Origin of the sequence: Hydrogenophaga sp. 2FB (assembly GCF_005503365.1) — a bacterium.
GTDB lineage: Bacteria > Pseudomonadota > Gammaproteobacteria > Burkholderiales > Burkholderiaceae_C > Hydrogenophaga.
The window spans coordinates 1-19,602 of sequence record NZ_SCML01000005.1 but is presented as its reverse complement, the minus strand read 5'-3'; the positions used below and the strand labels follow the sequence as shown (position 1 = coordinate 19,602).

Genomic DNA, 19,602 nt, shown 5'->3' with positions numbered 1-19,602 from the left:
AAACCATGCTGTATCAGGCCTACCAACTCCAGTCCGACCTGATCTCGCCGCTGCGCCTCGCGGCCCAGCACCTGAGCGCGTCCCTGTGGCTGCGCGACACCGAAGGCAGCCTGATGCGCAAGCTGGCCGCGGCTTGCGACGTGGTCGCGCGCTTGCGCCTCACCCACTCGCGCCCGCCCTACCAGATCCACGCGGTCACGGTGGGCGAGCGGGAGTATCCGGTGGTCGAAGAAGCCACCCTCACCCTGCCCTTCGGCACCCTGCTGCATTTCCGCAAGGAAGGCGCGGAGCCGCAGCCCAAGGTGCTGCTGGTGGCGCCGCTCTCGGGCCACTTCGCCACGCTGCTGCGCGAAACCGCGCGCACCCTGCTGCAGGACCACGACGTCTACATCACCGACTGGCACAACGCGCGCGACGTGTCGCTGCGCCACGGCGGTTTTTCGCTTGACGACTACATCCGCTACATGATCCGCTTCACCGAGACGATCGGCCCCGGTGTGCACATGATCGCGGTGTGCCAGCCCTGCGTGGCCGCGCTGGCCGCCACGGCCCTCATGGCCGAGGACGACCACCCCGCCCAGCCGCGCAGCCTCACGCTGATGGCGGGCCCGGTCGACTGCCGCGTCAACCCCACCGAAGTCAACAAGCTCGCCACCAGCCAACCGATCGAGTGGTTCGAGAAGAACCTGATCAGCCACGTGCCGTTTCCACACGCGGGCATGATGCGCCGCGTCTATCCCGGCTTCGTGCAGCTCACCGCCTTCATGAGCATGAACCCGGACCGCCACAAGCAATCGTTCCGCAACATCTACGACCACCTCGAGGCCGGCCGCACCGAAGAGGCCGGCGTGATCCAGGCGTTTTACGAGGAGTACCTCGCGGTCAACGACCTGCCCGCCGAGTTTTACCTGGAGACCGTGGAAAAGGTGTTCCAGACCTACGACCTGCCACGCGGCGTGCTCACCTGGAACGGCCGCACCGTGAACCCCGCCGCGATCCGCCGCACCGCGCTCATGACGGTGGAAGGCGAGCGCGACGACATCTGCTCCGTCGGCCAGACCGTCGCCGCGCAGGACCTGTGCGCCAGCGTGCGCCCGTACATGAAGACGCACCACGTGCAGACCGGCGTGGGCCACTACGGCGTGTTCAGCGGTCGACGCTGGAACCAGCAGATCTACCCGCGCGTGCGCGACATGATCCACGCCAGCGAAGGCTGACCCTATCCCATGAAAAACGCCCCCGACGAAGCAAGAGGATTGGTGAAAAGGGGTGCGCAGAGTCCATGCGATTGATCGGTGCAGAGAGAGCCTCTAGCGTCGAGCGAGGCCGCGCCATGTTCTTCAGCCGATCTCGGGCTTTAGACCTCAAAGCCTTAAAAGCATCAAGCAGCAGGAAATTGCTTTTCTACTCAAACAGTGCCCACTACTGCACCAGCCAGGTTCGGTGTTCAGGCAATGAGGGCCTCACCCTTTACGTAGTCGCGCCAAACGCGGGGCATGATGCCACCGTGACGCCAGTACTCGACATCCTCTTGAGTATCCAGGCGCACAGTCAAAGGTACCGTCAGGATCTCACCCTGTTCGCGACGGATCTGCGCATAAACCTGTGAGCCCACGCCAACGCTCTGCTCCAGCGCGTGAATGTCGATGACTTCCGTGCCATCCAGACGCAGGGTCTTTGCATTCTGTCCCGGCAGGAACTGCAGTGGCAGCACGCCCATCCCCACCAGATTGGTACGGTGGATGCGCTCAAAACTCTCGGCGATCACCACCTTTACACCCAACAGCGCTACACCCTTGGCGGCCCAATCGCGCGAGGAGCCACTGCCATAGTTGCTGCCGGCGATCACCGCCAATGGAACGCCGCGGCGCAGGTATTCTTCCGCCGCCTCGAACACGCGCATTTGCGTGCCTTCGGGCAAGAGTTTGGTTACGCCACCCTCAACGCCAGGGGTCATGCGATTGCGCAAGCGTATGTTGGCGAACGTGGCACGGATCGCTACATCATGGTTGCCGCGGCGAGTCGTGTAGTTGTTGAAGTCGGGCTTTTGTACGCCCTTGGACAACAGGAAATCCGCTGCGGGTGTGCCTAGGCTGATCGCACCCGACGGCGAGATGTGGTCGGTGGTAACCGAGTCACCCAGGATCACCAGGGGGCGCATACCCTGGATGTCTTGTATTGGGGGAGGCGTGAGCGACAAGCCCTCGAAATACGGAGGGCGGCGAATGTAGGTGCTTGACGATTGCCACTGGAAGCGCTGGCTGCTCTCGCCGGCCAGGTCGTCCCATGGTTTGCCGCCATCGAAAAGATCGGCGTATTTGGCTCGGAAGATTTCCGGCTCATAGGCCCCCGAGACGGCGGCGGCGACCTCATGTGAGGTTGGCCAGACATCGCGCAGGTAAACAGGCTGGCCGTTGCTGCCGGTGCCGAGAGGTTCGCGGGTCACGTCGATGGTTAGTGATCCTGCCAGTGCATAGGCCACAACCAGCGCTGGCGAACCCAGGTAAGCCGCGCGAACGTTCGGGTGGATGCGACCTTCGAAGTTGCGGTTGCCCGACAGCACTGCGGTGACCACGAGCTTCTCGCTCTCGATGGCGTCGACGATGTTCTCTGGCAGTGGGCCCGAGCCGCCATTGCAGGTGGAGCAGCCGAAGCCAGCGATATGGAAACCCAGAGCGTCCAGTGCAGCCTGCAGACCTGCCTGTTCCAGCGCAGCGGCGGTCACGTGGCTGCCCGGTACCAACGAAGTTTTCACCCATGGCTGGGTCTTCAGGCCCAACGCCACAGCCTTCTTGGCGACCAGGCCCGCAGCCATCATGTTCACGGGGTTGGCGGTATTCGTGCAACTGGTGATGGCGGCAATGGTGACTGCACCGTCGTGCAACGTGAACGCTTCTCCTTTGACCGGTACGCGACGCTGAGGGTCTACGGGACGCCCGGCGATGTCCTGGTGGTGCTGCAGAAAGGCCGTAGCTACGGTCTCAAGGTCCAGGTGGTCTTCGGGATTGCGTGGGCCGGCCAAGCAAGGGCGAATGGTGTCCAAGTCTAAAGTCACCACAGCGTCAAACTGGGGCGCCGAGGTGGATGCATCGCGCCAGAGTTTCTGGGCGCGCGCGTAGGCTTCAACCAGTTGCACCTGCTCGTCTTCTCGTCCGGTCAGCTTCAGGTATTCGATCGTGGTCTGGTCGATTGGGAAATACACCGCCGTAGCGCCGTATTCGGGCGCCATGTTGGCGATCATGCCGCGGTCGCCCAGTGATAGCGCCTCCAGGCCCGGGCCAAAGAATTCGATGAACTTGCCGACCACGCCCAGCTTGCGCATCTGAGCGGTAATGGCCAGAACCAGATCGGTGGGCAGAACGCCCTCACGCAACCGACCCTTGACCTCAAACCCAACCACTTCCGGCAGGGCCATTGCCACCGGCTTGCCCACCATCACCGCCTCTGCTTCGATACCGCCCACACCCCAACCCAGCACACCCAGACCGTTGATCATGGGGGTGTGGCTGTCGGTTCCTACACAGGTGTCGGGGATGGCGAACTCAACACCATTGCGTTCCTCGGTCCATACCACCTTGCCGATGTACTCCAAGTGGATCTGGTGCATGATGCCTTTGCCTGGTGGCACGACGCGCACACCGTCGAAACTGCTGCTGCACCAGCGCAGGAAAGAAAATCGCTCGCCGTTGCGTTGATATTCGCGTTCCAGGTTCACACGGCTTGCATCCGGGCTGGCCCACCGATCCACTTGTAGCGAGTGATCAATGATGACATCCACCGGCACTTTCGGACTAACCTTGGAGGGGTCGCCACCCGCGTCGGCCACGGCGTCACGGATGCTGGCCATATCGACCAGCATCACCTGCGCGAGAATGTCCTGGCCATACACCCGCACCGGATAAAAGCTCAGGCCGCGACCAATCTGGCGCTCCATGAGCACGTCGATTTCGGGAGTGGTGTCGGACCCTCGACTGGCCTGGCGCAGCAGGTTCTCCAGCATGATTCGAAGCGAAAACGGCAATTGCTCGACACCGGGCACGTTGGCGATCGAGACGTAGTGCACTGTTCGATTTGGCAAAGCCAGTTGTGCGATCTGAGGAACGTATTTCATGGAGCGTCTCGGATGATGTTTGACGAAAGGTTTGCAATCAGCGGGCGTAGTCGGCAGGAACAAACACTTGGCCATCCATCAGGCGGCGAGCGCTTCGGCTCATGGTGGCTTTTCCAACAGTCCATACACCTTGGTTTTCGGATGCGGCTGCGCCCACGGTGAGCTTGCCCGAGGGGTGCCCGAAGCGAACTTCTTCCAAGCTACCTTCGGCCAACACACGCGACACCACTGTTCCTCGTATGGCGGCGGCCACAGCAATTGCCACGGCGCCGGTGCCCGTCATGGCGTGGTGCAGCATTCCCATCGAGAAGATGCGGGCGTTCAGGTCGATATCCGCCGCTGCTACGGCCTTTCCACTGGACGAGATGTAATCGGCTGGCGAGGAGACGAACGCCAACTTTGGCGTGTGAGGGCGCTTTTCAGTGGCCTCCTGCGGAGTAGCGGCCAGGCCCATCGCGACGGTGGCATGGGCTCGAATCGTCTCGCAGCGGGCCAACGCCGCGAGATCTCCATTGATCTCGGGTTGCAGTTCGGCACCATTGAATCCCAAGGTCGCAGCATCCACGAAGACGGTGGGATTGCCTGCGTTGATCAGGGTTGCTTCGACCTTTCCGATGCCGGGAATGTCCAGTGTGTCGATCATTCGGCCGGTGGGGAACATGGCGCCGCCCTCGCTGTCCTCGTCGGCGCCGGGATCCATGAACTCCAGCTTGATCTCTGCGGACGGGAACGTCACGCCATCGAGTTCGAAGTCACCACACTCCTGCACCTCCCCGTCAATCATGGGAACGTGAGCAACGATCTTTTTGCCAATGTTTGCTTGCCAGATGCGGACGGTTGCGACGCCGTCGCGGGGAGCTTGGACAAGGCCGCGCTGGATGGCAAAGGGCCCCACGGCCGAAGTGAGGTTGCCGCAGTTGCCACTCCAGTCAACCACCGGGCTTTCTATCGCCACAGCGCCAAACAGGTAGTCCACGTCGCAATCCTTTCGGGTGCTGCGGCTGATCAGGACCACCTTGCTGGTGCTGGAGGTGGCGCCGCCCATGCCGTCGATGTGCTTGCCATAGGGGTCCGGGCTACCCACCACGCGCAGCAGAACGGCATCGCGCAGCGTTGGGTTCTCGCGGGCTTCAGCGGGCAAGTCGTTCGGTTCGAGGAAGACGCCTTTACTGGTGCCCCCACGCATATGGGTGGCTCGGATGCTGATTTGTTTCTGGATCATGGTTTCTCTTTCTGGAAGACGATGCAGACTGGGCTGCCGGTTTGAACGAGTTCATTGAAGGTGTCGGCGCTTTGGTGCGCCGCGATGGAGTGACCATCCTCCCGCGCGACCAGCAAGTGGCCGTCTTGGGGGGTCACAGTGATGAAACGGGGTGTCTTCCCCGCAGGTAGCCACACAGTGCTACCCAAGACACCGTCGGTTCCGACGTCAAACATCGCAACGCTGTCGTGGCCTCGGTTGGAGACGAATAGACGATGGCCATCAGGTGAAAGCACGATGCCAGCGGCTGAGCCATGCGCATGGCCCGTTGGCACCGTTGATCGCACTGCAGTTGTGTGCAGATGACCGTTGGTTTTGTCGTACTGGACCGTGGTCACGGTGCGGTCAAGTTCACCAACGATGTACGCGAGGGAAAGTGTTGGATGAAACACCATGTGGCGTGGTCCGCTGCCAGGCGTCATCGTTAGTGAATTCGCGATGTCCAGGCGGCCACCTACGTCGTCCGAGGCCAGTGCGAAGACTTTGTCCAGTCCCTTGTCAGGGACCATCGCATACCGACCGTCCGGGGTAAAGCAGATCTGATGCGGGTGCGATCCGTCCTGCTGCGCATGGGGCCCGCTTGAACCGGGTAGCGCCAGCACATGGGCGCCGGCACCGAGATCACCGAGGGCTGAGACGGCGATTGAAGCGACATTGCCCGAAGCGTAGTTGGCGATCAACAGCCACCGCGCTGAAGCGGTCAATGCCAGATGAGTCGGGTTGGACCCGTGGGTGGTCTGCTCGCCGAGCATCTCCAGGTGGCCATTCGCAGCAATGGCGAAAGAGCTGACCTCGCTGAAATCGCCATGAATCGCGTACAGCCTTGGCTGGTGGGGATGCAGACACAGGAAGGATGGGTTTCGCAAGTCTTCTACCTGTTGAATCAATCTCCAGGTCCCAGTGCTGTCTACCCGATAGACACCCAGTCCGCGTCCCTGCGCATGGCGCTCTCGGGTGGTTCTGCAGCCGACGTAAGCCAGCCAGGATGGGGTTGCAAGCATTCGGGTAACTACCTAGAAATCAGATGGATAAACGGACTTGTCGATGAACTGGAATGTATTTTATGATCACGTTAGACAATTCGTCAACATCCAGCCGACGCTCAAACCATGTCCGACTTCTCTCGTCGCTCTGCTCTCCAGGCCATTGGCCTGGCCACCACGACCTTTCTGCCGGGCCTGGCCTTCTCGCAGGACAAATACCCCAGTCGCCCGATCACCCTGATCGTTCCGCAGCCAGCCGGTGGCGATGCCGATGCCTTTTGCCGCACCCTGCAGCCCAAGATGCAGGAAGTCTTGGGTCAGCCACTGGTGATCGACAACCGCAGCGGAGCAGCGGGCAATATCGGTACAGCCATCGGAGCTAAGGCAGCGTCGGACGGCTATACCGTGACCTTTGTCAACCAGGGCACCATGGCCTTCAATCCGCACCTGTATCCGTCCACGGGCTATTCGCTTGAGCAGTTCGAGCCCGTGTCACATCTGGCCTCCATCGACCTGGTGATCTGCTGCAACCCGAGCGTGCCTGCCAAGAACCTCAAAGAGTTCTTGGAGCTGGCACGCAAGAATCCCGGCAAGTTCAACTACGGAACCGCCGGCAATGGCAGCGCCAATCACCTCGCTGGTGAACTGCTGGCCGCGATGGCGAAAATCGATATTGCTCATATCCCCTACCGGGGAGGGGGTCCTGCCCTCGTGGGCGCAATGGCAGGAGACATCCAGTCTGTGGTGGCCTTCCCATTGGCTGCAATGCCTCTGATCCAGTCCGGCAAGCTGCGCGCGTTGGCGGTCACTGGTGCCAGGCGCGCAATGGCTCTCCCAGACGTGCCGACGGTTGCTGAAAGTGGCGTTCCCGGCTACGAGTTCTCTTCCTGGTTCGGCTTCGTCGTTCCCAAGGGCACTTCAGCCGACATCGTCAATCGCATCAACTCAGCCGCGCTGGCCGCGCTGAAAACGCCTCAAGTGTCAGAGCGCCTGCTGGGTGGAATGACGCAGCCCATCGGCTCTACGCCTCAAGCCTTCTCGCAGTTGATGAGCCAGGAAAACGCGCGCTGGGAAAAATTGATCAAGCAATTCAACATCAAGGCAGATTGAGGCCACCAAGCTCGGTCCCTACACTATGCTGATGTCAATCGCTTCTTCGGCTTCCGAACTCACCTCCCTGCAGAGCCGCGTGGCGCGCGAGATCGTCGCTCTGGTCCGCCGTGAGGGCCGACGAGCCGGTGAGCATCTGCCAGAAGTTCAGCTGGCGGACCAGATCGGTACCTCCCGCTCACCCGTTCAGGCGGCCTTGCGCCATCTGTCCCGGTTAGGTCTTGTGCAACAGGATGTGAACCGCGGATTCTTCATCGTGAAGGACGCGAAAGACTGGGCGCCCGTCGCCGCAAACTTCTCCTCGCAGCCCGACGATCCGTTGTATCTGGCTATTGCAGAGGAACGTCAAGCTGGCCGTCTTCCCGACGAAGTCAGCGAGGCCGAGTTGATGCGCCGCTTCAATGTCGCGCGCAGCACCCTGCGCAAGGTGCTCTCCCGCATCAGCGAAGAAGGCTGGATAGAGCAATGTGTGGGACATGGCTGGGCATTCCAGAACATGATGGAGTCTCCCGAGGCCTACGAGGAAAGCTACTTTTTCCGTCAGGCGCTCGAGCCGAGCGGGATTCTCAGCCCCTCATTCAATGTGATTCGCTCCGAACTCGAACAGTTGCAGCGCGAGCAGCAGCACATTGTGGAGGGGGGGTTTCGGTCCATGACCCCTATCGAACTGTTTGAGGCCAACAGCCGCTTTCATGAAACCCTGGCCGGCTGGTCTGGCAACCGATTCATCGTGCAGTCCGTGAAGCGTGTCAACCAATTGCGGCGCCTGATCGAATACCAGCAAGCGTCCAAGCGAGCGCCCCGTCAGACCCAGGCTCAGGAGCACCTGGAAATCCTCAACGCCATCGCCAAGCTGGACCACGCACAAGCCGCCTACCTGTTGCGCAGCCATCTGGACGGCGCCCGTCGCGCCAAGGTTCATGGCAAAGGCGTTCTCTAACCCCATGTAATTGATCGGCCGACGTCCGCTCTGCTTTTGCCGCGACCACTATTGACTTTTGTGATCACATAAATCATTTCACCGTTTCGCACACCCTCACGCACCACGGAGACATCTCATGCTTTCATTTATCAGCAAGACCACTCGACGCGCAGCTCTCGTGCTGGCGATCACCGCCTTCGCCGCACCTGCCTTTGCACTCGACAACGTCAAGTTCATGGTGCCTGGATCAACGGGCGGCGGCTATGACCAGACCGCTCGAACCCTGGGCAAAGCGCTCATCGAGGGCAAGCTCGCCAGTGGTGCAAGTTATGAGAACAAGAACGGCGCAGGCGGCACACTGGGCCTTGCGCAGTTTGCCAACGCAAGCAAAGGTGAGGTCAACGCGCTGATGGTCATGGGCGCCGTCATGGTCGGTGGCGTGGTGCAGAACAAGCCCCAGATCACCTTGGCCAATGTCACCCCGATTGCTCGCCTGTTCACTGAGTACAACGTGATCGCGGTGCGCAAGGATTCACCGCACAAGAACTTGCAGGAGCTGATCAACGACTTCAAGGCCAACCCGTCCTCAGTGAAGTGGGGTGGTGGCTCCAAAGGTTCGGTGGATCACATCGGCATCGCCGAGATTGCCAGCAAGGTCGGTGTGCCCGTTGACAAGGTGAACTACATCGCTTTCGGTGGTGGAGGCGAGGTGGTCGCCGCGACCCTGGGAGGCCACATCACGGCGACTACAGGCGGCTATGCAGAGTTGTCCAAGTACATCGAGGCTGGTCAATTTCGCGTGCTCGCTGTCGGTTCGCCCACACGCCTGACAGGCATGAACGCGCCAACACTGAAGGAACAGGGCCTGGACATGTTGATTGGCAACTGGCGCGGTGTATATGGCGCTGCCAGCATCACGCCGCAGCAGCGCAAGGAGTTGACGGATGCAGTCGCGGCCGCCACCAAAACGCCGTACTGGCAAGAGCAGATGAAGGCAAACGCCTGGACCCCCAGCCTCATGGTGGGTGACGAGTTCACCAAATTCGTAGACGACGAGCACGCCCGCTTGCGTGCGATGTTGGTCAAAGTCGGTTTGCTCTGATATGAACGCCACTACCAGTCCCTCTTCACAAGGGGCGGCTCGTCGGCTGAGACCGTCCCACATTGCCACCGCGGTCTTTGTTATCGCGATTGGTTGTGTCCTGGCTTGGGGTGCCTCGCGTTTTCCTGTCGAGAGGGGCTATTCGATCTTGGGTCCCCAAGTGATTCCCTATGCCGTAGCGGTGTTCCTGATCCTGGTTGGCGCGGTACTCGGCTACCAGGCCATGACCGGGGGATTTCACCGTCTTGCAGCGGGGAATCCGACAACTCATTCAGGACGGATGGGCGCGGCATGGGTTTCGGCGGGACTGATGGCCATGTCCGTACTCATCACATTTGTGGGCTTCGTCTTGTCCGCCGCGCTGCTGTTCGGGATGGCGGCACGCGGCTTCGGCAGTCGACATCCTGTGCGCGATCTCGGTATCGGTGCGGCACTCGCACTGCCTGTGTACTGGGTGTTCACCTCCGGTCTGGGCGTGACCCTACCGTCTCTTGTCAACGCATGGATCTGAACGCGGAGCGCCGTCATGTCTGAAATATTTTCCAGCCTAATGGCTGGTTTTGGTACAGCCCTCGTCCCTACCAACTTGATGTGGGGTTTCGTTGGCTGCCTGCTGGGCACGGCGATTGGCGTGTTGCCGGGGATCGGTCCTGCCTTGACTGTGGCGGTGTTGCTACCCATCACGGCCAAGGTAGAGCCCACAGGCGCGTTGATCATGTTTGCCGGTATTTACTACGGCGCTCAGTTCGGTGGCTCCACGACCTCGATCCTGCTCAATACGCCGGGCGAATCGTCTTCCATGGTCACTGCTCTGGAAGGCAATCTGATGGCTCGCAATGGTCGGGCGGGAGCCGCTCTGTCCACGGCGGCAGTCGGCTCCTTCGTGGCGGGGACGATCGCCACGGTGCTGCTGACTTTCTTTGCCCCCATCATTGCCAATCTCGCTCTGAAGTTCGGTCCAGCTGAGTACTTCACCATCATGGTGTTCGCATTCACGACAGTCTCGGCTGTCCTTGGGGCGTCTATGGTGCGAGGTCTGACCTCCCTGGGCTTGGGCTTGGGAATTGGACTCATTGGACTTGACTCAATCTCCGGTGTGGCGCGCTTCACCGGCGAAGTTCCCGAATTGCTCGATGGCATCGAGGTGGTCCTGGTCGCAGTGGCACTGTTTGCCGTCAGTGAAGCTCTCTACAGTGTTCTCTATCCGCAAGCGGAAGACGGCGAGCGCCATCGCCTCACTTCGTTATGGATGACCCGCTCGGATTGGAAGCGATCAGTGCCTGCGTGGCTTCGTGGAACGGCGATCGGTTTTCCATTCGGTTCGATTCCAGCTGGTGGTGCTGAGATCCCCACGTTTCTATCCTACTCAACCGAGAAACGATTGACGAAGTTCCCGCAGGAGTTCGCGGCAAACAAGGGACGTGGCGCCATTGAGGGCGTGGCCGGCCCTGAGGCTGCCAACAACGCTAGTGCGACCGGCTCGTTGGTGCCGCTGCTCACGCTGGGCATACCGACCTCGGCCACGGCCGCTGTCCTGCTTGCTGCGTTCCAGAACTACAACCTGCAGCCCGGTCCTCTGCTGTTCCAGACATCAGGCGATCTGGTGTGGGCTTTGGTGGCCTCCCTTTACCTGGGTAACGTGATCCTGCTGGTGTTGAACCTGCCGCTGGTGGGCGTCTGGGTGAAGCTATTGTCCATCCCGAAGCCGTACTTGAGCGCAGGCATTCTTGTCTTCGCCACGATCGGGGTGTACGGCATGCGTCAATCTGCCTTCGACTTGGTGTTGATGCTGGGCATCGGGTGGGGCGGTGTGGCGATGCGGCGACTCGATTTCCCGATTGCTCCCGTCATCATCGGTATGCTGCTCGGCCCCATGGCCGAGAGACAGTTGCGCAACGCGCTCTCGATCAGTGAGGGCAACTGGTTGGTTTTCTTCCAGCAGCCCATCTGTGCGGTCATCCTGGCGGTTACCGCGCTGGTATTGATGATCCCGCACCTGCTCCACCGTCGGGGTGTGCGACTCTCGGAGGACGATTGAAGATGGGGTCTTACATCCAAACCCCTTCCTCGATCGGTGCCGAGCTTGCACCGCAGGGGCGCATGCGCGCCTCCATCAACCTGGGCAATCCCATCCTCGCGAACCGCAACGCGGCCACCGGCGAAGTGGGCGGCGTCTCGGTGGATCTGGCGCGCGCACTGGCGCAGCGCTTGGGCATGCCGCTGGACTTGGTGGTGTTTGACACGGCTGGCGATTCGGTCGATGTGGTGACGGCCGAGCAGGCTGACTTCGGTTTCTTCGCGGTGGACCCGGTGCGCGGCAAAGGCATCGCATTCACCGCACCTTATGTGCTGATCGAAGGCAGCTACTTGGTGCGCAACGATTCGCCGCTGCTGGAGAAGGAGGGCGTGGACCGCGCGGGCACCCGCGTGGTGGTTGGTAAAGGCAGCGCCTACGACCTGTACCTCACGCGCGAACTCAAGGCCGCCACCATCGAGCGTGCACGAACCTCGCCCCAAGTAGTGGATGTGTTCGTGGAAACGCAGGCCGATGTGGCGGCAGGCGTGAAACAGCAACTGGAAGCGGACCTGAACCGTTTCCCAGGCCACCGGATCCTGCCTGGCCGCTTCATGCTGATCCAGCAGGCCATGGGCTGTCCCAAGGGCCGCAGCACCGATGCGGCGACGTATCTCGCGGTCTTTGTGGAAGAGATGAAAGCCTCTGGCTTCGTGGCTGAAGCTCTCACGCGCCACGGTATCGAAGGCGCGTCCGTCGCACCTGCGACGGAGCCAGGAGGCTTCGAAAGAACTGATTTCAACCCCCAAAAATGAAGGAGACAATCATGCAGAAGATCAGCAACTCACGTCGATGGGCTGTTATGACGGCTGGCATCGTATGCGGAGTCGTTTCGAGCGTTAGCTACGCGCAGGCACCTTCTTGGCCCACAAAGCCCCTCCGAATCATTGCGCCGTTTCCACCGGGTGGATTTACCGATGTGGTAACCCGCCGTCTAGCAGCGCGGCTGGCTTCCGACTTGGGGCAGCCCATAGTGGTGGAAAACAAGCCTGGTGCGGGCACGAACATCGGAACCGAGGCCGTAGTCCAGAGTCCTGCCGATGGCTACACCCTGCTCATGGGCACATCTAGTTTGGCCATCAACCGCACCCTCTATCCCAAGCTTTCCTATGACCCGGAGCGCGACCTTGTGCCGCTAGGCGCATTCGCGACAACGGGCTACACATTGCTCGCCAATCCAAGTTTGCCTGCGGACAATGTCGCGCAGCTGGTGGCTCTGGCGAAAGCGAAGCCTGATACCTTGTCGTTCGGCTCCTCAGGAAACGGCGCCGTGAATCACCTCGCAGGTGTTCTTTTTACATCCATGGCCGGGACCAATATTCAGCATGTGCCATACAAGGGTAGCCAGGCTGCGATCACGGACCTTGTTGGTGGGCGAATCCATTTGTTCTGGGCGTCGAACTTGGAGGCGATGCCAATGATTAAGGCCGGCCGAGTCAAGGCGCTCGGTGTAACAACCGCAGTTCCCGTGCCCGTTTTGCCAAGCGTCCCTCCTATCGGGGCCACGGTAAAGGGCTACGAGGTGGTCTACTGGATGGGCCTGTACGCCCCTGCAAAAACGCCCAAGCCGGTCGTAGACCGGATTTCCACCGCCCTGCGAAAGGCCGCCACTTCCGACGAGATGCGCAAGTCATTGGAGGAGGCCGGAGCCGAAGCGGTCTTCCGGACCCCCGTGGAGTCAACAGAATTGCTTCAGCGCGACACCGCGGTGTGGGGCAAGGTCGTCCGCGACTCTGGTGCAAAGGTCGACTAAATAATGCCACGCCCTTACCTCGTGATGCTTGGTGGGCACCTATGCACACCAACCCTTTGGGCGATGCAGTGCGCGGCGCTCACCGATGTCGTCGACTGCATGCCCCTCTCGTTGACCGACGGGGTTTCAATGGCGGAGTTGGCGCAGTCGGTGCTCAGGCGGGCGCCTGAGCGGTTTTCGCTGGCGGCGCTTTCTATGGGGGGGCACGTGGCAATGGAGATCATGCGTCAAGCGCCCGATCGGGTCGAGCGCCTAGCGCTGATTGACACCCGTGCAGATGTGGACTCACCGGAGCGGTTGAAAACGCGTGTCGATGACGACGTCATGGTGAAGAACGAAGGGTTCTCGGCGCTGGTTGACCTGCTGCCGGGCCGTTGGATGCTGCCCGCCCACGCCGCAATTCCGCATCTTCGCCAGCTCGTCATCGACATGGCTATGGAGACTGGCCTCGAGGGGCGTCACCGACAGCTCCAAGCCTTGCTAGGACGCATCGATTCTCGTGCTTCGCTTGCGACCATCTCGTGCCCGACCCTTGTTATGTGTGGCCGCCAGGATTTAGCGAACCCTGTGTGGATGCATGAGGAAATGGCCAAACTTGTTCCTGCAGCGCAGCTTCAGATCATCGAAGACTGCGGCCATCTCTCCCCTGTAGAACAACCAGTGGCCGTGTCGAGCGCTTTGCGCAGTTGGCTACACGTGGCACCCAATCTCACATGAAAAAAGCGCCGACGTTGCCGTCGGCGCTTGAAAATTACGATGCACTACGATGTACTCACATCGCAATGCGTCGGCGCGAAAAGTTCAATACCGACAGCCATCTACGGCCGCGCACTCAAACACTATGTATGTTTAGGGTACAAGTGGTTCGCGGGGCGTTTTGTTTGGAGGACTGAGCACTCAGGGGAAATTCGGCTCGCTCTTGCCGGTTTCCTCTTCCGGCCAGTCGCGGATGTAGGCCTTGAGCATCTTGTTCTCGAAGTTCTGGCTGTCGACCACGGCCTTGGCCACGTCGTAGAAGCTGATCACGCCCATGAGCATCTTGTTGTCCATCACCGGCATGTAGCGCGTGTGGCGCTCCAGCATCATGGGGCGCACCTGCTCCAGCTCGGTCTCGGGGGTGCAGGTCATGGGGTGGTCGTCCATCACGCTGCGCACGCTTTTGCCGCCGAGCGAGCCGCCGTTCTGCGCCAGGGTGTGGATGACTTCGCGGAAGGTGAGCATGCCGACCAGTTCGCCGTGGTCCATCACGGCCAGCGAGCCGATGTCGAACTGCGACATGGTTTCGATCGCGCGCTCCAGGGATTCCTGCGGTTGGATGGTGTAAAGGGTGCCGCCCTTCACACGCATGATGTCGCTGACTTTCATGGCCGTTCTCCTCGGGGTCTGTGTGTCTCCAGCGTGGGCTGGTGTTCGTGCAATATAGCCCACAATCACGGAAAAATCCCGCGCTGTGGCAGCTTGTCACATCCCCATGAGGGCTGCCTTCCCGCAGCGCCAATTCGACTGGAGACACCCCCCATGCCCGGCTATTCCGACCCCGGCTTCGACACCCTGGCCCTGCACGCGGGCGCCGCGCCCGACCCCACCACCGGCGCGCGCGCGGTGCCGATCCACCTGACCACCTCGTTCGTCTTCGAATCCAGCGACCACGCAGCGGCGCTGTTCAACCTGGAGCGCGCGGGCCACGTCTACAGCCGCATCAGCAACCCGACCAACGCGGTGTTCGAGCAGCGCATGGCCGCGCTCGAAGGCGGCATTGGCGCCATCGCCACGGCCAGCGGCCAGGCCGCGCTGCACCTGGCCGTGGCCACGCTCATGGGCGCGGGCTCGCACATCGTCGCCAGCACCGCGCTCTACGGCGGCAGCCAGAACCTGCTGCACTACACGATGCGCCGCTTCGGCATCGAAACCACCTTCGTGAAGCCGGGCGACATCGACGGCTGGCGCGCCGCCGTGCGGCCCAACACCAAGCTGTTCTTCGGCGAGACCGTGGGCAACCCGGGGCTGGACGTGCTCGACATCCCCACCGTCTCGCAGATCGCGCACGAGGCGGGCGCGCCCCTGCTGGTCGACTCCACGCTGACCACGCCCTACCTCATCAAGCCGTTTGAGCTCGGCGCGGACATCGTCTACCACTCGGCCACCAAGTTCCTGAGCGGCCACGGCACCGTGATCGGCGGGGTGGTGGTGGACGCGGGCAGTTTCGACTGGGAAAAATCCGGCAAATTCCCCGAGCTCACCGAGGCCTACGAAGGTTTTCACAACATGGTGTTCAGCGAGGAGAGCACCGTGGGCGCCTTCCTGCTGCGCGCGCGCCGCGAAGGCCTGCGCGACTTCGGCGCCTGCATGAGCCCGCACAGCGCCTGGCTGATCCTGCAAGGCATCGAAACGCTGTCGCTGCGCATGGACCGCCACATGGGCAACACCGAGAAGGTGGTGCAGTTCCTGGCCAGCCACCCGCTCGTGGGCCGCGTCGGCCACCCGATGCTGGACACGCACCCCAGCCACGCCCTGGCCGAGAAGCTGCTGCGCTTTGGCGCCAAGGGCGCGGGCTCGGTGTTCAGCTTCGACATCAAGGGCAGCCGCGCGCAGGGCAAGGCCTTCATCGAAGCGCTCAAGATCTTCAGCCACCTGGCCAACGTGGGCGACTGCCGCTCGCTGGTGATCCACCCCGCGAGCACCACGCACTTCCGCATGAGCGACGAGGCGCTGGCCGCCGGCGGCATCGGCCCGGGCACGATCCGCCTCTCGATCGGGCTGGAAGACCCGGACGACCTGATCGACGATCTCAAGCGCGCTCTGAAGGCCGCAGAAAAGGCGGGGGCCTGACCATGTACCTGCAAGTCAACGGCGCCAACACCTACTGCTACACCGGCGGCAAACCCTTCGACGCCGCCAAGCCCACCGTGGTCTTCGTCCACGGCGTGCTCCACGACCACAGCGTGTGGATTCTGCAAAGCCGCTACCTCGCCCACCACGGCTGGAACGTGCTCGCGGTCGACCTGCCCGGCCATTGCAAGAGCGAAGGCGAGGCGCCCGCCTCGGTGGAAGCCGCGGCCGATTTCGTCGCGGCGCTGCTCGATGCCATGGGCGTGCAGAAGGCCGCGCTGGTCGGCCACAGCTGGGGTTCGCTGATCGCGCTCGAAGCGGCGGCACGCCTCAAGGATCGGGTGAGCCACCTGGTGCTGGTGGGCACGGCCTACCCCATGAAAGTCTCGCCGGCGCTGATCGAGGCCGCGCTCAACGACCCCGAAAAAGGCCTGCAGATGATCAACGTGTTCTCGCGCAGCACGCTGGCCGCGCCACCCTCGGCGCTCGGGCCGGGCACCTGGGTGTTCGGCAGCAGCCTGGCGCTGGGCCGGCGCGTGTTGCGCAGCAATGCGAAGGTCAACGTGTTCCACCGCGGCTTCGTGGCTTGCGACAGCTATGCGGGTGGTGAAGCGGCGATTGCGGCCATCACCTGCCCGGTGCTGTTCCTGCTCGGCGGCCTGGACCAGATGACGCAGACCAAGGCCGCGCAGCCCCTCATCAAGGTAGCACAGGCCAACGGCAAGGCGGTGAGCACGGTCACGCTGCTGGTGGGGCACCACCAGATGACCGAAACCCCCGACGCCACGCTGTTCGCGATCCGCGACTTCCTGGCCGGCTGAGGTCCCCGCCACCATGCGCGACGCGATCACCCCACCCATGAGCGCCGAGCGCGCGCAGGCCATCGCCCACCACTTCGACCTGCGCGCCCTGCCCGCCGACTTCCTGACCAACCCCTACCCGGTGTACGCCGCGCTGCGCGAAGCCCAGCCGGTGCGGCGCATGCCCGATGGCTCGGTGTTTCTCACGCGTTGCGCCGACCTGGTGGCGGTGTACCGCGACGCGCACGCCTTCAGCTCGGACAAGCACGTGGAGTTCGCGCCCAAGTACGGCGCGGGCTCGGCGCTGTTCGAGCACCACACCACCAGCCTGGTGTTCAACGACCCGCCGCTGCACACGCGCGTGCGCCGGCTCATCATGGGCGCGCTCACGCGCCGCGCCATCGCCGGGATGGAGCCGGGCCTCATCGCGCTGGTCGACGGCCTGCTCGACGAGATGGACGCGCGCGGCGGCGGTGACCTCATCGAAGACTTCGCCTCGGCCATTCCGGTGGAAATCATCGGCAACCTGCTTGACGTTCCGCACGCCGACCGCGGCCCGCTGCGCGCCTGGTCGCTCGCCATCCTGGGCGCGCTGGAACCCACGCTCACGCCACAGCAGCAGGCCAACGGCAACCAGGCCGTGAGCGAGATGACCGCCTACCTGCGCACCCTGGTGGCCGCGCGCCGGCAGCGCCCCGGCGACCCCGAGCACGACGTGCTCACGCGCCTGATCCAGGGCGAGGCGAATGGCGAACAACTGAGCGAAGTGGAGCTGCTGCAGAACTGCATCTTCCTGCTCAATGCCGGCCACGAAACCACCACCAACCTGATCGGCAACGGGCTGATCCTGCTGCAGGAATTTCCCGATGCCCGCGCGCAATTGCTGCGCGCGCTGCAAACAACCGATGCCGCGGAAGAAGAAGCGGTGCTCAGCCGCGCGGTCGACGAGTTCCTGCGCTTCGAGTCGTCGAACCAGTTGGGCAACCGGCGCACCGTTCAAGACACGCAGGTGGGCGGCGTCGATCTGCCGGCCGGCACGCTGGTCACGCTGTGCATTGGCGCGGCCAACCGCGACCCGGCGCAGTTCACCGACCCCGAACACCTGAACCTCGCGCGCGAGGGCAACAAGCACCTGGCGTTCGGCTTCGGCATTCACCAGTGCGCGGGCCTGAGCCTGGCGCGGCTGGAAGGGCGCATCGCCATCGGGCGCTTCCTGAGACGCTTTCCCAACTACCAGCTCACCGAAGCACCCATGCGCGGCGGCCGCGCCCGCTTCCGCGGCTTCCTGCGCGCGCCCTTCAGCGTGGCGTGATCGGCATCGCAGGCGTTCAGCCCGCGGCGATCAAGGGGTCTTGCGCCCCCGTCGGCTGCGCGGCCGGCGTGCTCGCCACGGCCTGTGCCACCGACACGTCCATCCAGCGGCTCTCGGCCCAGAAGCGCGCGGTGTGCGGCTGGTGCGCGAGCAGCAAGCGCTCGACCAGCGGCGCCACCGGCGTCTTCTCCAGATCGATCAGCAGCACGTAGCGCTCACCGTCTTCGTCCAGCCGCCCCAGCCAATCCAGCTTGACCATCACGGCCACCGGCTCCTCGAGTTGCAGCGCATCGACCCGCAGTATCTGGGCCAGCGCTTCCAGGCTCAGTCCCTTGGGTGCACTGTCGCGCGCGGCCTGCAACTGGTAGAGCAACTCCAGCGCGAGCTGAAAGCTCCAGCCCGGTGTGTCGCCCCGCCGCGCCACGCCCGACATCAAACTGGGCAGGTAGGCCGCCACCACCGCGCCCAGCAGCAGGATCACCCAGGCCACGTAGAACCACACCAGCAGAATGGGCACGGTGGCGAAGGTGCCGTAGACCACCGAGTAGGTCGGCACCTGCGCGAGGTACCAGGCCAGCACCTTCTTCGCCAGCTCCAGTCCGGCGCCCACGAACAGCGCGCCGATCAGCGCATGGCTCCAGCGCACCCGCGTGTTGGGCACATAGCGGTACAGCGCGGCAATCCCGCCGGTGAGCAGCGAGAACTGCACCGCTTCCAGCAGGAAGCGCACGCCGCCCGGCAGGGCGGACACGACCCCGCGCGACGCCGTCACAAGGTAGGACGTGACGGTGAGGCTGCCCGCCAGCAGCAGCGGCCCCAGGGTAAGCACGGCCCAGTACACCAGCACGCGCTGGGTGAGTGGACGCGCCTGGCGCACGCGCCAGATGTCGTTGAGCTTGCGGTCAATGGTGAGAATCAGCGCCAGCGCCGTCACCAGCAGAAACAGCGCACCGAGCCAGCCCATCTGCCCGGCCTTGTTGGCGAACTGGTTGAGGTAACTGAACACCTGCTTGGCGATGTCCGGCGGCACCAGGCTTTGCACCAGCCAGCGCTGCAGCGTGATCTGCAGACGGTCGAACATCGGAAAGGCGCTGAAGATCGCCAGCGCCACCGTGAACAACGGCACCAGCGAAATCGTGGTGGTGAAGGTCAGGCTGCTGGCGGTGATGCCCAGGCGGTCTTCGCGGAAACGCTCGCGCAGCGTGAGCGCGGTGTTGCGCCACGGAAATTTCAAGGCATCGCGCCACAATTCGCGTGCCAGGGTTTCAAGGGTCCGAAGGCGCTCTTTCAGGGTCATCCCGGTATCATGCCACCCTGCTTTTCACCCCCTGCCATGCCCACCTCC

At 62.7% G+C, this 19,602-nt stretch carries 17 protein-coding genes; 12 read left to right on the top strand and 5 right to left on the bottom strand.

The window, feature by feature from the left end; translation table 11 throughout:
- Window positions 1-5: 5 nt before the first annotated feature.
- Complete coding sequence (locus FFS09_RS04265) at window positions 6-1,217, top strand: polyhydroxyalkanoate depolymerase (protein ID WP_137917621.1); 1,212 nt, start codon at window positions 6-8, stop codon at window positions 1,215-1,217.
- 230 nt (window positions 1,218-1,447) lie between these two features.
- On the opposite strand, the gene acnA is transcribed toward FFS09_RS04265, so the two are convergent.
- Genes acnA through FFS09_RS04250 form a run of 3 tightly spaced genes read right to left on the bottom strand, consistent with a single transcriptional unit; the run spans window position 1,448 to window position 6,373 of the window.
- Entirely contained in the window at window positions 1,448-4,111 is a 2,664-nt protein-coding gene (gene acnA, locus FFS09_RS04260; protein WP_137917620.1) for an aconitate hydratase AcnA, read from the bottom strand.
- Window positions 4,112-4,148: 37 nt separating this feature from the next.
- On the bottom strand, window positions 4,149-5,333 hold the full coding sequence (gene prpF, locus FFS09_RS04255; protein WP_137917619.1) for a 2-methylaconitate cis-trans isomerase PrpF: 1,185 nt from the start codon (window positions 5,331-5,333) through the stop codon (window positions 4,149-4,151).
- On the bottom strand, window positions 5,330-6,373 hold the full coding sequence (locus FFS09_RS04250) for a lactonase family protein (protein ID WP_137917618.1): 1,044 nt from the start codon (window positions 6,371-6,373) through the stop codon (window positions 5,330-5,332). Before FFS09_RS04250 ends, prpF begins: the two co-directional genes overlap by 4 nt.
- A 108-nt stretch (window positions 6,374-6,481) precedes the next feature.
- Between FFS09_RS04250 and FFS09_RS04245 the strand changes: the two genes are divergently transcribed.
- From FFS09_RS04245 to FFS09_RS04210, 8 genes are all read left to right on the top strand, one after another.
- The gene (locus FFS09_RS04245; RefSeq protein ID WP_137917617.1) at window positions 6,482-7,465 is read left to right on the top strand and encodes a Bug family tripartite tricarboxylate transporter substrate binding protein; all 984 of its coding nucleotides are present in this window, start codon (window positions 6,482-6,484) and stop codon (window positions 7,463-7,465) included.
- A gap of 31 nt (window positions 7,466-7,496) precedes the next feature.
- Window positions 7,497-8,405 carry a GntR family transcriptional regulator gene (locus FFS09_RS04240; protein WP_137917616.1) on the top strand — a complete coding sequence of 303 codons (909 nt, stop codon included), beginning with the start codon at window positions 7,497-7,499 and terminating at the stop codon, window positions 8,403-8,405.
- Window positions 8,406-8,523: 118 nt separating this feature from the next.
- Window positions 8,524-9,489, top strand: a complete 966-nt coding sequence (locus FFS09_RS04235; RefSeq protein WP_137917615.1) for a tripartite tricarboxylate transporter substrate-binding protein — start codon at window positions 8,524-8,526, stop codon at window positions 9,487-9,489.
- 1 nt (window position 9,490) lies between these two features.
- Window positions 9,491-10,000 (top strand): tripartite tricarboxylate transporter TctB family protein, encoded by a 510-nt coding sequence (locus tag FFS09_RS04230; RefSeq protein WP_137917614.1) that lies wholly within the window; start codon window positions 9,491-9,493, stop codon window positions 9,998-10,000.
- Window positions 10,001-10,015: 15 nt separating this feature from the next.
- A complete protein-coding gene (locus tag FFS09_RS04225) occupies window positions 10,016-11,527 on the top strand; it encodes a tripartite tricarboxylate transporter permease (protein ID WP_137917613.1) in 1,512 nt (503 codons plus the stop codon).
- A 2-nt stretch (window positions 11,528-11,529) separates the two neighbouring features.
- Window positions 11,530-12,318, top strand: a complete 789-nt coding sequence (locus FFS09_RS04220; RefSeq protein ID WP_137917612.1) for an ABC transporter substrate-binding protein — start codon at window positions 11,530-11,532, stop codon at window positions 12,316-12,318.
- 11 nt (window positions 12,319-12,329) lie between these two features.
- Window positions 12,330-13,316 carry a tripartite tricarboxylate transporter substrate binding protein gene (locus tag FFS09_RS04215; protein ID WP_171019866.1) on the top strand — a complete coding sequence of 329 codons (987 nt, stop codon included), beginning with the start codon at window positions 12,330-12,332 and terminating at the stop codon, window positions 13,314-13,316.
- 99 nt (window positions 13,317-13,415) lie between these two features.
- Window positions 13,416-14,033: an alpha/beta fold hydrolase gene (locus tag FFS09_RS04210; protein WP_212745049.1), complete on the top strand. Its 618-nt coding sequence runs from the start codon at window positions 13,416-13,418 to the stop codon at window positions 14,031-14,033.
- A 180-nt stretch (window positions 14,034-14,213) separates the two neighbouring features.
- Here the strand turns inward: FFS09_RS04210 and FFS09_RS04205 are convergent, their stop codons facing one another.
- A complete protein-coding gene (locus tag FFS09_RS04205) occupies window positions 14,214-14,681 on the bottom strand; it encodes a CBS domain-containing protein (protein WP_137917609.1) in 468 nt (155 codons plus the stop codon).
- A 153-nt stretch (window positions 14,682-14,834) separates the two neighbouring features.
- Here FFS09_RS04205 and FFS09_RS04200 point away from each other — a divergent pair, with 153 nt between their 5' ends.
- The 3 genes from FFS09_RS04200 to FFS09_RS04190 are packed head-to-tail and all read left to right on the top strand — an operon-like array spanning window position 14,835 to window position 18,257.
- Window positions 14,835-16,145 (top strand): O-acetylhomoserine aminocarboxypropyltransferase, encoded by a 1,311-nt coding sequence (locus FFS09_RS04200; RefSeq protein WP_137917608.1) that lies wholly within the window; start codon window positions 14,835-14,837, stop codon window positions 16,143-16,145.
- Between the two features lie 2 nt (window positions 16,146-16,147).
- On the top strand, window positions 16,148-16,966 hold the full coding sequence (locus FFS09_RS04195; protein WP_137917607.1) for an alpha/beta fold hydrolase: 819 nt from the start codon (window positions 16,148-16,150) through the stop codon (window positions 16,964-16,966).
- Between the two features lie 13 nt (window positions 16,967-16,979).
- Entirely contained in the window at window positions 16,980-18,257 is a 1,278-nt protein-coding gene (locus FFS09_RS04190; protein ID WP_252374228.1) for a cytochrome P450, read from the top strand.
- A gap of 16 nt (window positions 18,258-18,273) precedes the next feature.
- On the opposite strand, the gene FFS09_RS04185 is transcribed toward FFS09_RS04190, so the two are convergent.
- The gene (locus FFS09_RS04185; RefSeq protein ID WP_137917606.1) at window positions 18,274-19,554 is read right to left on the bottom strand and encodes a YihY family inner membrane protein; all 1,281 of its coding nucleotides are present in this window, start codon (window positions 19,552-19,554) and stop codon (window positions 18,274-18,276) included.
- Window positions 19,555-19,602 lie beyond the last annotated feature (48 nt).